We start from the raw sequence: 14,461 nt of genomic DNA on the forward strand, positions 1-14,461 counted from the left end.
AGACGCATCGTGCCGAAGACTGCGCAGGACGGGGCGGAGAGCGTGACCGAGGCGAGCCCGGCCACCCCACCGGCCGCCACCGTGCCCGTCACAGCGGAAGACCAGCTCGTTCGTGAGGGAGACATCGCAGGCGACTACCTCGAGCGGCTGCTCGACGTCCTCGACTACGACGGCGACATCGATCTCGATGTGGAGGCCGGCCGCGCGATCGTCAGCATCGACGGCGGCGAGGACCTCGAGAAGCTCGTCGGCGACCGCGGATCCGTCCTCGAGTCGCTGCAGGAGCTCACCCGACTGGCGGTGCAGCAGGCGTCGGGCAACCGCAGCCGGCTCATGCTCGACATCGCAGGCTGGCGCCAGTCGCGCCGTGACGAGCTCACCGAGCTCGGCACCCGCACCGCGAAAGAGGTCCTGGAGTCGGGCGAGTCCGTGCGGCTCCGCGCGATGACTCCCTTCGAGCGCAAGGTCGTGCACGACGCCGTCGCTCGGGTGAAGGGTGTGTCCAGCGAGAGCGAGGGCGAGGAGCCGCGCCGCCAGGTCGTCGTCTTCCGTGGTGCCTGACGACCCGCAGGCACCCGCGGTCGCACCGGAGGCGGCCCGCACGGTGTTCGGTGATCGGCTGCCACTCGCGCAGCGGTTCGCCGATCACCTCGTCACCTCCGGTGTGGAACGCGGCCTGATCGGTCCCCGTGAGGCGCCGCGGATCTGGGACCGGCACATCCTCAACTGTGCCGTCGTCGCGGATCTCGTGCCGGACGGCGCGCGTCTCGTCGATGTGGGTTCGGGTGCGGGACTTCCCGGACTACCGTTGGCGCTGGCCCGCCCGGATCTCGGCGTCGTCCTCATCGAACCTCTTGCGCGCCGGGTCGACTGGCTCCGCGAGGTGATCGAGGTGCTCGGGCTCGACATCGAGGTCGAGCGCGGACGGGCCGAGGAGAAGACGGTCCGCGAGCGATGGGAGGGCGCCGACGTGGTCACGGCACGTGCTGTTGCGCCCCTGCACCGGCTCGCCGGATGGTGCCTGCCATTGTTGCGTCCAGGGGGCGTGATGCTGGCGATCAAGGGTTCGAGTGCGCCGGACGAGGTCGAGCGGGACGCCGATGGCGTCCGCAGGCTCGGCGGTGGCATGCCGAGGGTCGAGAGTTGCGGCGCGGGGGTTGTTGATCCCCCGAGCACGGTGGTCGTCGTCGAGCGGGTCGTCAAGGCCGACCGCGCCCGGCGGAAGAGAGGGTGAGAGTGACCTTCAACGTGTCCGAGCGCGATGTTTCACGTGAAACTTCAGGCCCGCACGAACCGGCGGGCCCCGGCTGGACGCCGATCGCGGAGGAGGCCGAACGGGCGGCTCGGGTACTGCACCCGGACCGGCACGGGATGCCGCGTCCCAGCCATCGCCGGATCATGACGGTCGCCAACCAGAAGGGTGGCGTCGGCAAGACCACGAGCACCGTCAACCTCGCCGCGGCGCTGGCGATGCACGGCGTCCGGGTGCTCGTGATCGACCTGGACCCCCAGGGCAACACCAGCACCGCGCTCGGCGTCGATCACCGGCTGGGCACGCCGTCGGTCTACGAGGCGCTGCTCGGCGAGATCAGCCTGGGCGAGGCCGCCGTGCCGAGCACGGCGTCACCCGACCTGCTGTGCGTGCCGGCCACGATCGACCTCGCCGGCGCCGAGATCGAGCTCGTCAGCATGGTCGCTCGGGAGAACCGGTTGCGGCAGGCGCTGTCCACGGAGGCGCTCGACGAGCTCGGTGTCGACTACGTCTTCATCGACTGCCCGCCCTCGCTGGGGCTGCTCACCGTCAACGCGCTCGTGGCGGGCAACGAGGTGCTGATCCCGATCCAGTGCGAGTACTACGCACTGGAGGGACTCGGTCAGCTGCTGAGCAACATCGACCTCGTCCGATCGCACCTCAACACGTCGCTGCACGTGTCCACGATCCTGCTGACGATGTACGACGGGCGCACGAAACTCGCCGATCAGGTCACCAACGAGGTACGTACCCACTTCGGACCCACAGTTCTGCGTACCGTCATCCCCCGGAGCGTCAAAGTGTCGGAGGCGCCCGGGTACAGCCAGACGGTGCTCGCGTACGACCCCGGTTCACGGGGCGCGATGAGCTACGTCGATGCAGCCCGGGAAATCGCCGATCGCGGCGCGGCCATGAACGTGCCGCGTGACAGGGATGGACGGTGACACCAGTGGCTGAGCGCAAGGGTGGCTTGGGGCGCGGCCTTGCCGCGCTCATCCCGACCGGGCCGGCGGCAGCGCCGGACGTCGCCAGGGTGGCCCTTGCTGCGCCGGCGCCGGGACTGCGTCCGGTACCACCGGTGTCCGCTGATCCCGAGCCGGCGCCTGCCGAGCCGATCGCCGGTGGCGCGATGCTGCGGGAGATCGACCCGTCCGCGGTGCAGCCCAATGCGAAGCAGCCGCGCACCGCGTTCGACGAGGAGGCCCTCGCCGAGCTGGAGCACTCGATCCGCGAGTTCGGGCTCCTGCAGCCGATCGTCGTCCGCGAGCTCACCCCAGGCTCCTACGAGCTCGTCATGGGCGAGCGCCGCTGGCGCGCGTCCCAGCGGGCCGGGCTCGCCACGATCCCGGCCATCATCCGCCACACCGGCGACGACGCGATGCTGCGCGACGCGCTGCTGGAGAACATCCACCGCGTCCAGCTCAACCCGCTCGACGAGGCCGCCGCCTACGAGCAGCTCCTCGCCGAGTTCGGCGTCACGCACACGGAGCTGGCCGACCGGCTCGGCCGCAGCCGCCCGGTCGTCACCAACACCATCCGGCTGCTGAAGCTGCCGGTCTCGGTGCAGCGCCGCGTCGCCGCCGGCGTGCTGTCGGCGGGTCACGCTCGTGCGTTGCTCGGCCTGGAGGACGCGGGCCAGCAGGAGGAGCTCGCCACGCGCATCATCGCCGAGGGGATGTCGGTGCGCGCCACGGAGGAAGCGGTGCTCGTGCTGCGCCGCGAGGCTCCGGCCACGCCGGGCAAGCCGGCCCGTCGCCGCCCGATGCAGGCGCCGGGTCTGCAGGACCTCGCCGAGCGCCTCTCCGACCGGTTCGACACCCGCGTGAAGGTGGAGCTCGGCCAGCGCAAGGGACGCATCGTCGTCGAGTTCGGATCGGTCGAGGACCTCGAGCGGATCGCCATGCTCATGAACCGCGCCGCCGATGAGCGGTCCGCGGAGGACTGAGCTCGCCGCTGTTTCACGTGAAACAGCCACTCCCCCCCGCTCGTACGTCGTTCCGGGCCTGGGCCGTTCTCCCCTGCCGCAGCATGGTGGCCATCCCAGCGTCAGATCGCAGGATGGCCACCATGCTGCGATCCGGGAACCCGCCCCGCACTTCTGGAGGGCCACCCTGCTGACATGGGGGGTCGGGTGCGTGTCGAGCTGCCACGGAGTTGGCGCCATCGTTCCGCAGTCCCGAATCGGGCGGCCGCGCCAACCAGGTGGCCGCGGCGCCAACGTCGCAGCATCGGCGCGGTGGCTACTGGGTTGGCGCGGTGGGTCGTGGTGGAAGCCGGTCGTGTTTCACGTGAAACAGCACCGGCCGGTTATACGTGAAACATCGCACGGCGGCGTTTCACGTGAAACACCGCGGTCAGCCCCGCTCCACCGCCCGCTCGACGAGCGCGGCGTAGAGCTCCCCCAGGTCCGTGCCGGCGGCGGCGGACGCGATGGGCAGCATCGAGGTCTCGGTCAGTCCCGGGGAGACGTTCACCTCGAGGATCTGCACGCGCCCGTCCGCGTCGACCACCGCGTCCATGCGGGAGACGTCGCGCAGCCCGAGCAGGCGGTGGGACGCAAGAGCGGCCTCCTCCAACGCGGCCAGCACGGTGGCGTCCAGCCGGGCCGGGCAGTGGAACGTGGTGGCGCCCGGCGTGTAGCGGGCCGTGTAGTCGTACACGCCGCCGACCGCGTCGACCTCGACCGGCGGGAGCGCCCGTGGCTCGCCACGGTCCTCGACGACCGACACCGCGACCTCCGTGCCGACGATGAAGCGCTCCGCGAGCACCGTGTCGGCGTAGGCCAGGCAGCTGACCATCGCCGCCGGGAGGTCTGCGCGATCGGCGACCACCTGGGCGCCGAGCGCCGAGCCACCCTGGTCGGGCTTGAGCATCAGCGGCAGCCCGAGCCGGTCGACCATCGCATCGAGCACCGCCTGGGCACCGAGCGCGCGGAACGTCGTGTGCGGCAGCGCGACCCAGTCCGGTGTGTCGAGGCCGGACCGGGCGAGCTCCGCCTTCGCGGTCGGCTTGTCCCACGCCCGCCGGCAGGACCGCGCCGAGGTGCCGACGAACGGGATGTCGAGCAGTTCCAGCACCGCCTGCACGGAGCCGTTCTCCCCCTCGCCGCCGTGTAGCGCGATCGCGACGGCGTCGGGGGGATCGGTGCGCAGGCGCTCGACGAGTGCCGCGTCCACGTCCCACTCCAACACGACGGCGCCCACCTTGCGCAGCGCGGCGGCCAGCCGCCGTCCGGATCGCAGCGACACCTCGCGCTCGTGGGACAGTCCTCCGGCCAGCACCGCAACGGTTCGTTCACTCACGTGACGCATTGTGCTGCACGGGGCCGATCACCCGCCCCACGGAACCCCGCGACCCGGCACGGGCGGCCACGAGGTTCCGTGGAGCGATGAGCAACGGCGGGGTGCCCGGGGTCGGCCGGCGGCCCGATCGCCTCTCAGGGCGTGTGTGGGGACGGCGCCTGCGGGCCGCTGCGCCCCGGACCGAGGGTGGTGCGGGTGGGGGTACCGAACGTGCGCATCACGTCCAGTTCGGCCTCCAGTACACCGGCGAGCCGACGAACGCCCTCGGTGATGCGCTCCGGCGTCGGGTAGCAGTACGACAGCCGCAGCTGCCGGCTCCCGAAGCCGTCGGCGTAGAAGCCGGTGCCCGACGCGTAGGCCACGCGGGCGGTGACCGCTCGCGGCAGCATCGCCTTCGTGTCGATCCCCTCGGGAACCGTGACCCAGACGTAGAACCCGCCGTCGGGGATGTTCCACGTGAAACCGTCGGGCAGGTACGTCTCGAGCGCGCTCAGCATCGCGTCGCGGCGATCGCGGTAGGCCTCGGTGAACGTCTTGATCTGGCTGCGCCAGTCGTGCCCGGCGAGGTAGCGCGACACCAGCATCTGCGTGAAGCTCGGCGGGCACAGGGTGGCCGACTCGGCGGCGAGCACCAGTCGGTCGCGCACCGCGGGCGGCGCGAGCGCCCACCCCACGCGCAGCCCGGACGCGAACGTCTTGGAGAACGAGCCGAGGTACACGACGTCGCGGTCCATCGAGCGCAGCGCCGGGTACGTGCGGCCGCTGAACCCGAGCAGCCCGTACGGGTTGTCCTCCACCACCCCGACGCCGAACCGCGCGCAGATCTCGAGGACCTCCGCGCGGCGCTCCACCGCGAGCGTGACGCCGGCCGGGTTGTGGAAGTTGGGGATCGTGTACAGGAACTTCGGCGTGATCCCCTGCGCGGCGAGCGTTCGCAGCGCGTCGGTGAGCAGTTCCGGGACCAGGCCGTGCTCGTCCATCGCGACGTGCACGACCCGGGCCTGGTACGCGGCGAAGCTGCCGAGCGCACCGACGTAGGACGGCCCCTCCGCGAGCACGACGTCGCCGGGGTCGCAGAAGATGCGCGTGACGAGGTCGAGCGCCATCTGCGATCCGACCGTGACCACGACGTCGTCGGGGTCGGCCTGGATCCCCTCGAGCGCCATCACCTCGCAGATCTGCTCGCGCAGCTCGGGCGTGCCCTGTGCCGAGCCGTACTGCAGCGCCACCTGGCCGTCGCGGGCCACGAGATCGGCCACCTCGGCCGCGAGCGACTCCAGCGGCAGCGCGGCGAGGTTGGGCATGCCACCCGCCAGCGAGACGACCTCGGGCCGGCTCGCCACCGCGAACAGGGCCCGGATCTCCGAGGCGGTCATGCCTGCCGTGCGGGCGGCGAAGCGTTCGGTGGGAGCCACCGGAACCCCGGCCGGAGCCGCCGCCGCCGCTGCTGCCGCCGTAGCCGGGGTGACGGCGCGGGACGGGAACAGTGGCTGGACCGGCTCGTGCACGGCAGATCTCCTGCTTCATCGAGTGAATGGAACCGACCGAGTGTAACCGGGATGGGCGAATGACCTGCTGTTCGTCGTAGATGAGACGCCGGTCGCAGCAGGACGGGTGTCATTCGGAGCTGGATCGATCTATCGTCGGGTGTCGGCGCGTCGCGGCGGCATCCTCAAAACCTGCTCGGCCGCCGGAGGTTGCACTTGTCCTGGCACGTGGCGGCGCTCACCCTGGACAACTTGGACGATCTTCCCAAACGTTGCAGGCGGTGCGTTTTCTGGGAGCTCTCCGAGCAGCTCGGCAAGCAGGCGGCCGACTTCGGCTCCACCGAGCTGGAGAAGGAGGCCTGGGTCTCCGAGGTGCTGCTGGAGTGGGGCTCCTGCGGGCGCGTGGTCCACATGGACGGTGTCCCCGCCGGATACGTCATGTACGCGCCGCCGTCCGCGGTGCCGCGCGCGGCGGAGATGCCGACCGGTCCGGTCAGCGCCGACGCCGTGCTGCTCACCACGATGCAGGTTATGCCGGAGTTCTCCGGTGAGGGCCTCGGTCGCATGCTCGCCCAGGCCGTGGTGAAGGACCTCACGCGCCGCGGGGTCAAGGCCATCGAGGTCTTCGGCGAGCAGCGCCCCGGCACCGAGCCCGGTTGCCTCGTGCCGGCCGACTTCCTGCGCGGTGTCGGGTTCAAGACGATCCGCCCGCACCCGCGGTGGCCGCGGCTGCGGATGGAGCTGCGCTCGGCGATGACGTGGAAGGAAGACGTGGAGGCCGCGCTGGAGCAGTTGCTCGGCACGATCACGATTCCGCTGCAGACGGCCGCCCCCGTTGGGGAGGTACCGAGCCGGGCCGGCTCCGCCTCCTACGCCGCACTCAGGGCGTCCTGAGAGCGGCGCTGAGAGTCGATCTCCGCGCCCGCGTCACATTGCTTGCGCGCCGCCTCTTTCGAGCTCACGGGCCAGTACATCCGAGAAAGTGAACGTTCCGGTCGGCTGATCGTCCTGCCCGAGCAGGTAGAGGCGCTTGACGGCCACGAGAATGCCCTCGGCCAGCACATCGCGGAAGTTCGGGTCGAGCAGCCGCGTGCGGTCGCCGATGTTGGTGAGGTAGCCGGCCTCGACGCGGACAGTGGGCATCCGGGTCAGGCGCAGCAGCTCCCAGGTACGGCCCTGGCTGCCGCAGTCGAGCATCGCGGTGCGGGTGAGCAGCTCGCGCTGGATCAGGCCGGCGAGCGCCTCCCCCACGGTGGACGTGGCGCCCGAGCCGTTGCCGAAGTGGAACGTGGCGATGCCGTTGGCATGCATGCTGTGGTTGGCGTCGGTGTGCAGCGACAACACGAGGTCGGCACCCGCGGTGTTGGCGAACGCGGCGCGCTCGGCCTCGGCCGGGCAGGTGTGCTCCTGGCGCGAGAGCATCGCGTCCATGCCGGTGGCCGTCATGCGGCCGACGAGCCGGCGTGCGAGATCCCACATCAGATCGGCCTCGGCGACGCCGGCGGCGACCACACCGCGGTCGAGCCCGCCGTGTCCGGGATCGACGACGATCCGCTTGCCGCGCAGCCGCGGGCCGGCCTGGCGCAGCAACTCCTGCTCGCGCATGAGGTGGGGGCGACCGCCGGTGACCTTGCGTCCCAGCTGGCGCAGCGAGCGGAGCGTGGCGGGCCCGCAGAGGCCGTCGGGCACGAGCCCGTACTCCCGCTGGAACCGGCGCAGCGCGCGCTCGGTCTGCTCGTCGAAGACACCACCCGGGCGGCCGGGGTTGTAGCCGAGCTCCAGCAGCCGCTCCTGCAGGACGACGACGTCGTCACCGCTCATGGGTGCCGAGATCAGCAGGGCCAGCATGCGGTCGCCCAGCGTCCAGCCCGCGTCGCGCAGCGCGCGGTAGGTGGACGCGCCGACGAGACCATCCGTGATGAGCCCGCGCTGTTGCTGGAAGGAGCGGACGGCGTGTTCGACGGCGGCGTCGAAATGGTCGTCGATCGGCGGTGCCGCGGCATCGGCCAGCAGGCCGAACTGTCGCAGCATGGCCCGGATCTCGACGACAGCGGGACCGCTGTCACCTCGGCGCAGCAGCTGCATGCACCCCTCGCTCGTCAGTCGTCACGGCCCCCTGCTCGCCACATTGTGCCCTGCCACTCCCCGAGTGGGGGACAGCGGGCCGTGTCCGGGCGTGTTCGGGACGTGATAGTGCCGCCGAAACGAGGATGCCCCGCGCCGGTGGAACCGGGCGGGGCATCCTTTGGTGAACCGTTGGATCAGCTGATGTAGTCGGCCAGGTCCTGGAGCAGCGCGGCCTTCGGCTTGGCGCCGACGATCTGCTTGACCGGCTTGCCGTCCTTGAAGACGATCATCGTGGGGATGGACAGGACCTGGTAGTCCCGAGCCGTCTCCGGGTTGGCGTCGATGTCGAGCTTCGCCACCGTCACCGACTCCTTGTGCTCACCCGCGATCTCGTCGAGAACGGGGGCGACCATCCGACACGGGCCGCACCAGGTGGCCCAGAAGTCGACGATGACGATCTTGTCGCTCTTGAGGACGTCGGCGTCGAACGAGTCGTCCGTCACGTCGACCGTGTTGTTACCCATGTGAACTCCGTTTTCTCCGATAGAGCGACCTGCGTGAGTGAAAGCTGTTCAGCTCGTGGCGACGGCGACCGGCTCGGGCGCGTACCCGCCACCGACGAACTCGCTCGACACCGGCGTGTCGGCCAGCCAGCGCTCCGCGTCGATGGCCGCGGAACATCCCGAACCCGCTGCCGTGATGGCCTGGCGGTAGGTGTGGTCGACGAGGTCGCCACAGGCGAACACACCGGCGATACCGGTGTAGGTGCTCGGCGCCTCGACCTGGACGTAGCCGGCGGCATCGGTGGTGACGGCATCGCTCACGAGCCCGCTGCGGGGGTCGTGGCCGATCGCGACGAACATGCCGGTGACATCCAGCGTGCGCTCCTCGCCGGTGACCGTGTCGCGCAGCCGCAGCCCGGACACCTTGCCGTCGCCCAGCACCTCGACGACCTCGGCGTTGAGCGCCCACCGCATCTTGGGGTCGTTGCGGGCGCGCTCGAGCATGATGCGGGAGGACCGGAACTCCTCGCGACGGTGCACGATGGTGACCGAGCGCGCGAAGCGGGTGAGGAAGGTGGCCTCCTCCATCGCCGAGTCACCGCCGCCGATCACGGCGATGTCCTGGTCACGGAAGAAGAAGCCGTCACAGGTGGCACAGGCGCTGACGCCGCGGCCGAGCAGCTTCTGCTCTCCGGGGACGTTCAGGTAGCGCGCTGCGGCACCCATCGCGAGGATGACGGCGCGGGCGCGGTAGGTGACGCCGTTGGCGACGACCGTCTTGATCTCACCGGTGAGCGAGACCTCCTCGACGTCCTCAGCGCGCAGCTCCGCACCGAACCGCGTGGCCTGGCCACGCATCTGCTCCATCAGGTCGGGACCCATGATCCCGTCGACGAAGCCCGGGTAGTTCTCGACCTCGGTGGTGGTCATCAACGCACCACCGAACTGGGTTCCCTCGAACACCAGCGGCCGCAGCTGCGCACGTGCTGCGTAGACGGCCGCCGTGTATCCCGCGGGACCCGATCCGATGATGATCAGCTCACGCACCTCGTCGGTGGTCACTCGATCCCGTCCTCTCGTTGCTTACGCGGGCTATAACACGATCCCAGCAGCGAGCATTCCGATCCGCACCGGTAGGCGGTTGACGTCACCGCTGCACGAGCTCCTGCGCCAGCAGCGTGCGGCAGCCCCGGTCGACCACGACGATCCGCAGGTCGGTGCGGCGTCCGGTGCCGAGCACGAGCAGCACCCCGGCCCGCCCGTCGAGCACCACGGTGCGGCCACCGAGCAGCGGTGCCTCGAACGGCCCGTCGGCATCGACAGATCGCAGGCAGGCCGCCCGGCGGGTGGGGTCGGCCAGCTCCCCCGCATCACCGACGCCGACGGCCGACCGGGCCGCGGCGACGAGTTCGGTGCGCGCGATCGTCGGCCCGGCCGGCGCCGACCCGCCCTGCAGCACCGCCACCGCCACGGCGGCGACCACCAGCACCGCGGCCGCGAGCAGGGCCGGACGCGGACGCAGGCGCCGGTCGCCGGCAGCGGGTGTCGCGACCGGCGGCTTCGGGCGCTCTGCGGCCACCGCGGCGGCCCATCGCGCCGCGACCGCGGGCGGCACCGGTCCGGCGGCATGCGCGGCGAGCTCGGATCGGGTGGCGGCCAGCGCTTCCAGGACGGCGGCCGCACGAGGATCGGCGATCGCCGCCGCGTGCTGCTCGGCCGCGGTGCTGTCGTCGGGCAGGCCGGCGTCGAGCTCGGCGAGCCGGACGAGGTCCAGCGGGTCGGACGACATCGGTGTCACTGCTCCTCCCGCAGGTGTCCGAGCAGCGCCGCGAGCCGCAGCCGCCCCCGTGCGCAGCGGCTCTTCACGGTGCCGATCGGTACGGCCATGATCTCGGCTGCCTCCGCGACCGACCAGCCTTGCACGTCGACGAGCACGACCGCCATCCGCTGCTCCTCCGGGAGGGCGGTGAGCGCGTCACCGACGGCCATCCTGGTGGCCAGCTCCGTGGCGGGGTCGGAGCGCCCCGCCGGGGTGTCCGTGTCGAACAGCGGGACGGTGGGCCGGCGCCGTTCGACCCTGATCCGGTCGATGCACGCGTTGACCACGATCCGGTACAGCCAGGTGCGCACGGGCGCCTCACCCCGGTAGGTGCTCGCCCGGCGCATGGCCGAGATGAGCGCCTCCTGCACGGCATCGGCGGCGTCCTCGTGGTGGTGCAGCGTGCGCACCGCCACGCCCCACATCCCCTCGGCGTGGCGGCAGGCGATCAGGCCGAACGCCTCCGGATCGCCCGCGCGATGGGCGGCCAGCAGCTCCTCGTCGGTGGGGGCCGCCGGGAGCACGGGGCCAGGGTAGGACGGGTGCGGGCCTGCCCGTGGGCGTTCGGGAGAACTCGTGTGGGCCGGTCAGCTGCCGGCGCGCTCGAACCGCACCTCGTTGATCTCCGTGAGGTTCTTCCCGTCGCTGCTGCCGAGCTTGGTGATCCACAGCAGCACGTGGCTCACCGGCTGGCTCTCGGCCAGCGAGACGGTGGTGACGCCGTTCTGCAGCGTGGTGGTGGTGATGGGCTGGGTGTCGGTGAGCGCCGCGTCGGCCGTGGGGGCCGACCGCACCTCGATGACGGAGCCCGCGCTGGGCGAGTTGATGGTGAGCTGGGACAGCTGCACCGCGGACGCGAACGACAGCATGATGCCGACGCCCGGCTTGAGCGCGGGGAACTGCTGCCAGTACTCCTGCGTACGCCAGCTGGTGCGGTTGTCGCCGTCGATCACACGGGAGATGCGGCCCGGGTTGTCGCTGTCACCGGTGGGGTTGTACACCTCGGCGGTGGCGACCGTGGCGGCGCGACCGGCGGCTCCCGGCCCGTCCGCGGGCGCCTGACCGGCAGGCCCGACGGGCTGGTTGCTCACGACGATGACCGGGGTGCCGCCGTCGGAGAACAGCGACGCCACCTGGACACCGATGAACCCCAGCACGAACAGCACCAGCACGGACAGCACGGCGATGCCGGTGACCAGCTTGCGCCTGCGGAACTTGTCGGGCGCGGCCCGGCCACGCTTGCGCTCCTGCCAGATGTCACCCGGCCCGGCCGGGACGCCGTCGTGGACAGGAGGGAAGAGCGTGGCCTCCTCGCCCTGCGTCACGACCTCGGACAGCAGGCGGTGCACGGCGGCGGCCGTGTGGACGTGGCCGGCCTGTTCGGGCGGGCCGAGCGCGCCCATGGCGAGCGTGTCGAGCTCGACGGGTACTCCCGGCCGGACCTCCGAGGGAGGCAGCAGCGCGCCGTCGGTGCCCGCGAGGCCTGCTCGGGCGGCATCGGCGCTCGAGAGCGGCCACTGAGCCGTGAGCATCGTGTAGAGGACCGCGCCGAGCCCGCGCACGTCGTCGGCGGGGGTGACGTCGGGCCGCGGCAGCGCGAAGCACAGCTGTGCGCTGCCCTCGGAGGTGATCCGGACCCGATGCGGGTGGTCGCAGCCGAGCACGAGGCCGTGCCGGTGGGCCTCCTCCGCCGCGGCCGCGAGCGGGGCGATCGCGCGGGCGACCGCGAGCGGCTTGAGGAGCCCCTCGGCGACGATCTCGGCGAGGCTGCGGCCGGGCACCCATTCGGTGACGGCGGCCCCGAGCACCCCGGTGGGCATGCCGGGTGCGCCGGCACCCAGCACGTCGAGCAGGCGGGCGCAGCCGCCGTGGTCGAAGCTGCCGGACCGCAGTGCGCGCACGACCATCTCGCTCGCCCGCGCGTCGCCGGTGGGATCTTCGGCGCCGCCGAGCGCGCCGTCCTCGGGTGAGAGCCTGCGCAGCACCGTGATCGCGACGTCGCGACGCAGGACGGTGTCCTCCGCGCGCCAGAACTCGGCACCGGCGGCGCTGTCGGACCCGATCCTGGTGCGCAGCTGGTAGCGCCCGGCGAGCAGGGTGCCGACCGGGGGCGGCACGCGGACCGTGGCGACGTCGTCGGGGCGCACCTGCTCGGGAACGACGGACCCGGTGGATCCGGGTGCCGGGTGATCGGTTGCCGGATCATCGGTGACGGCATGGTCGGGCGCCGCAGCACCTGACGGTGGGCTCACCAGCTCACTCACCGCCTCGACCTCCCCCGAACACTCGCCACCTCGGGCCCCCGCTCCGGAGGCGAGCCTACGTCAGCCAGGACCCCCGCGCCGAGCTTTCCCACGGTCGACGAGTCGTTCGAGTCGCCCGATCAGGGGGGTCAGTTCCTGCACGCGCAGCAGTCGCATCACCACCACGATGATCGGACCGCCGATGACGACCGCGGCGATCAGCTGGATCCAGGCCGACGCGAGCGGCGGGAGCTGCCCCAGCGGGCCGCTGAGCAGCTGGACGAGCGCCCGCACCACGAACATGCCGATGAGCGACGCCAGCAGCGTGCGGCCGACCGTGGAGAGGACCTCGCCGGTGCGGACGTGGCCGAGCCTGCGGTGCAGCAGGAACTGGCCGAGCGCCGCGCCCGCGATGAACGACAGCCCGTTGGCGGCGGCGAGCCCGAGCACGACGTCCTCCGGCCGCAGCAGAACCGGGCACAGCAGCAGCATCGGGATCCGGATGATCAGGGAGAACAGCTGGATCCACGTCGGGGTGCGGCTGTCGGTGAGGGCGTAGTAGACGCGCAGCTGCAGCAGCGTGATGGCGTAGGGCAGCAACCCGAACGCCGAGAACGCCACGGTGGCGCCGAGCAGCACCGCGCTGTCGAGGTTCGAGCCGCGCAGCCCGAACAGTGCGATGCCGGTGGCGGTGCCGAACACCGTGATCAGCACCGAGATGGGCACCAGGAAGATCGCCGAGAGCCTGCTGCCCAGCGACAGGTCGGAGACGACGTCGTCCAACCGGCCCTCCGCCGCCGCCCGGCTCATCCGGGGCATCAGCGCCGTCAGCAACGACACGCCCAGCACGCCGTAGGGCACCTGCAGCACGAGCCACGCGGCGTTGTAGATCGCGATCGAGCCCTTGGTGGCGGCAGCCGCGACCTGGGTCGTGATCATGTAGCCGGGCAGGCCGACGATCACGTACGCCAGCGCCCAGAGCGCGAGACCACCCGCCTTCGTCAGGCGCGGGTCCCAGCCCCACAGCGGGCGGTACCGGAATCCGACCGTCCGCATGGCCGGCACCAGCACGATCGCCTGCACGATGATGCCCAGCGTGGTGCCCAGCCCCAGCACGAGCAGCTTGGGGTCACCCATCCGCACCGGATCGAGCGAGATCTCTCCCGGCATCGCGAAGTAGACGACGAGCACGGCCAGCACGACCACGTTGTTCGCCACCGGGGCCCAGGCGAACGCGCCGAAGGCGTTGCGGCTGTTGAGCACCGCACCGACCAGCGCGCCGACGCCGTAGAAGAAGATCTGCGGCAACAGCAGGTAGGCGAACGCCGTGGCCAGATCGGCGTTGGCGATGGTGCTGCCACCCAGGTAGAGCCTGGTCAACAGGGGTGCAGCCACGATCGCGACACCGGTGGCGGCGAGCAGTGAAACGCCACCGATCGTCATCAGGCGACGGGTGTAGGCCTCGCCGCCGTCGTCGTCCTCACCTTGGGCGCGCACGAGCAGCGGCACCATCACGCTGCTCAGCACGCCACCGAGCAGCAGCTCGTAGACGATCACCGGCAGCGTGTTGGACACGGTGTAGGAGTCGTTGACGACACCCGCACCCAGCACCGTGAACAGCAGCACCGATCGGACGAACCCCGTGATCCGGCTGACCAGGCTGGCCACGGCCATCAGGCTGCTGGTGCGGCCGATGGACGGCTCCGACACCATCGAGGGCTGACCCTCGGGGGCAGCCGGGATCATCGGGATGAGCTCGGTGGGCGCGTCCCATGCCGGGCGTGCGAC

The 14,461-nt window shown here is 71.4% G+C and carries 14 protein-coding genes; 5 read left to right on the plus strand and 9 right to left on the minus strand.

Features of this window, described 5'->3' with window-relative positions; translation table 11 throughout:
• The first annotated feature begins 42 nt into the window (after window positions 1-42).
• From ACFPFQ_RS43320 to ACFPFQ_RS43335, 4 genes are all read left to right on the plus strand, one after another.
• The gene (locus tag ACFPFQ_RS43320; RefSeq protein ID WP_379629128.1) at window positions 43-561 is read left to right on the plus strand and encodes a protein jag; all 519 of its coding nucleotides are present in this window, start codon (window positions 43-45) and stop codon (window positions 559-561) included.
• The gene (gene rsmG, locus ACFPFQ_RS43325) at window positions 551-1,234 is read left to right on the plus strand and encodes a 16S rRNA (guanine(527)-N(7))-methyltransferase RsmG (RefSeq protein WP_379629107.1); all 684 of its coding nucleotides are present in this window, start codon (window positions 551-553) and stop codon (window positions 1,232-1,234) included. Before ACFPFQ_RS43320 ends, rsmG begins: the two co-directional genes overlap by 11 nt.
• A gap of 164 nt (window positions 1,235-1,398) precedes the next feature.
• On the plus strand, window positions 1,399-2,196 hold the full coding sequence (locus ACFPFQ_RS43330) for a ParA family protein (protein ID WP_379629108.1): 798 nt from the start codon (window positions 1,399-1,401) through the stop codon (window positions 2,194-2,196).
• Between the two features lie 5 nt (window positions 2,197-2,201).
• A complete protein-coding gene (locus ACFPFQ_RS43335) occupies window positions 2,202-3,197 on the plus strand; it encodes a ParB/RepB/Spo0J family partition protein (RefSeq protein WP_379629129.1) in 996 nt (331 codons plus the stop codon).
• A 409-nt stretch (window positions 3,198-3,606) separates the two neighbouring features.
• On the opposite strand, the gene ACFPFQ_RS43340 is transcribed toward ACFPFQ_RS43335, so the two are convergent.
• Window positions 3,607-4,554, minus strand: a complete 948-nt coding sequence (locus ACFPFQ_RS43340) for a D-alanine--D-alanine ligase family protein (protein ID WP_379629109.1) — start codon at window positions 4,552-4,554, stop codon at window positions 3,607-3,609.
• A gap of 134 nt (window positions 4,555-4,688) precedes the next feature.
• Entirely contained in the window at window positions 4,689-5,969 is a 1,281-nt protein-coding gene (locus ACFPFQ_RS43345; protein WP_379629130.1) for a PLP-dependent aminotransferase family protein, read from the minus strand.
• Between the two features lie 288 nt (window positions 5,970-6,257).
• On the opposite strand from ACFPFQ_RS43345, the gene ACFPFQ_RS43350 reads away from it, so the two are divergent.
• The gene (locus ACFPFQ_RS43350; RefSeq protein WP_379629110.1) at window positions 6,258-6,935 is read left to right on the plus strand and encodes a GNAT family N-acetyltransferase; all 678 of its coding nucleotides are present in this window, start codon (window positions 6,258-6,260) and stop codon (window positions 6,933-6,935) included.
• A gap of 33 nt (window positions 6,936-6,968) precedes the next feature.
• Here the strand turns inward: ACFPFQ_RS43350 and ACFPFQ_RS43355 are convergent, their stop codons facing one another.
• The 7 genes from ACFPFQ_RS43355 to murJ form a co-directional block, all read right to left on the minus strand.
• A complete protein-coding gene (locus ACFPFQ_RS43355; protein ID WP_379629111.1) occupies window positions 6,969-8,126 on the minus strand; it encodes an N-acetylmuramoyl-L-alanine amidase in 1,158 nt (385 codons plus the stop codon).
• A 176-nt stretch (window positions 8,127-8,302) separates the two neighbouring features.
• Window positions 8,303-8,632 (minus strand): thioredoxin, encoded by a 330-nt coding sequence (trxA, locus tag ACFPFQ_RS43360; RefSeq protein ID WP_379629112.1) that lies wholly within the window; start codon window positions 8,630-8,632, stop codon window positions 8,303-8,305.
• Between the two features lie 48 nt (window positions 8,633-8,680).
• Window positions 8,681-9,673, minus strand: a complete 993-nt coding sequence (trxB, locus tag ACFPFQ_RS43365; protein ID WP_379629113.1) for a thioredoxin-disulfide reductase — start codon at window positions 9,671-9,673, stop codon at window positions 8,681-8,683.
• An 85-nt stretch (window positions 9,674-9,758) separates the two neighbouring features.
• Window positions 9,759-10,400 carry a hypothetical protein gene (locus ACFPFQ_RS43370; protein WP_379629114.1) on the minus strand — a complete coding sequence of 214 codons (642 nt, stop codon included), beginning with the start codon at window positions 10,398-10,400 and terminating at the stop codon, window positions 9,759-9,761.
• Window positions 10,401-10,405: 5 nt separating this feature from the next.
• Entirely contained in the window at window positions 10,406-10,954 is a 549-nt protein-coding gene (sigM, locus tag ACFPFQ_RS43375; RefSeq protein WP_379629115.1) for an RNA polymerase sigma factor SigM, read from the minus strand.
• Between the two features lie 63 nt (window positions 10,955-11,017).
• Window positions 11,018-12,694 carry a protein kinase family protein gene (locus ACFPFQ_RS43380; RefSeq protein WP_379629116.1) on the minus strand — a complete coding sequence of 559 codons (1,677 nt, stop codon included), beginning with the start codon at window positions 12,692-12,694 and terminating at the stop codon, window positions 11,018-11,020.
• A 60-nt stretch (window positions 12,695-12,754) separates the two neighbouring features.
• Window positions 12,755-14,419, minus strand: a complete 1,665-nt coding sequence (gene murJ, locus ACFPFQ_RS43385; protein WP_379629117.1) for a murein biosynthesis integral membrane protein MurJ — start codon at window positions 14,417-14,419, stop codon at window positions 12,755-12,757.
• Window positions 14,420-14,461 lie beyond the last annotated feature (42 nt).

The sequence above is a fragment of the Pseudonocardia sp. GCM10023141 genome (assembly GCF_042653605.1).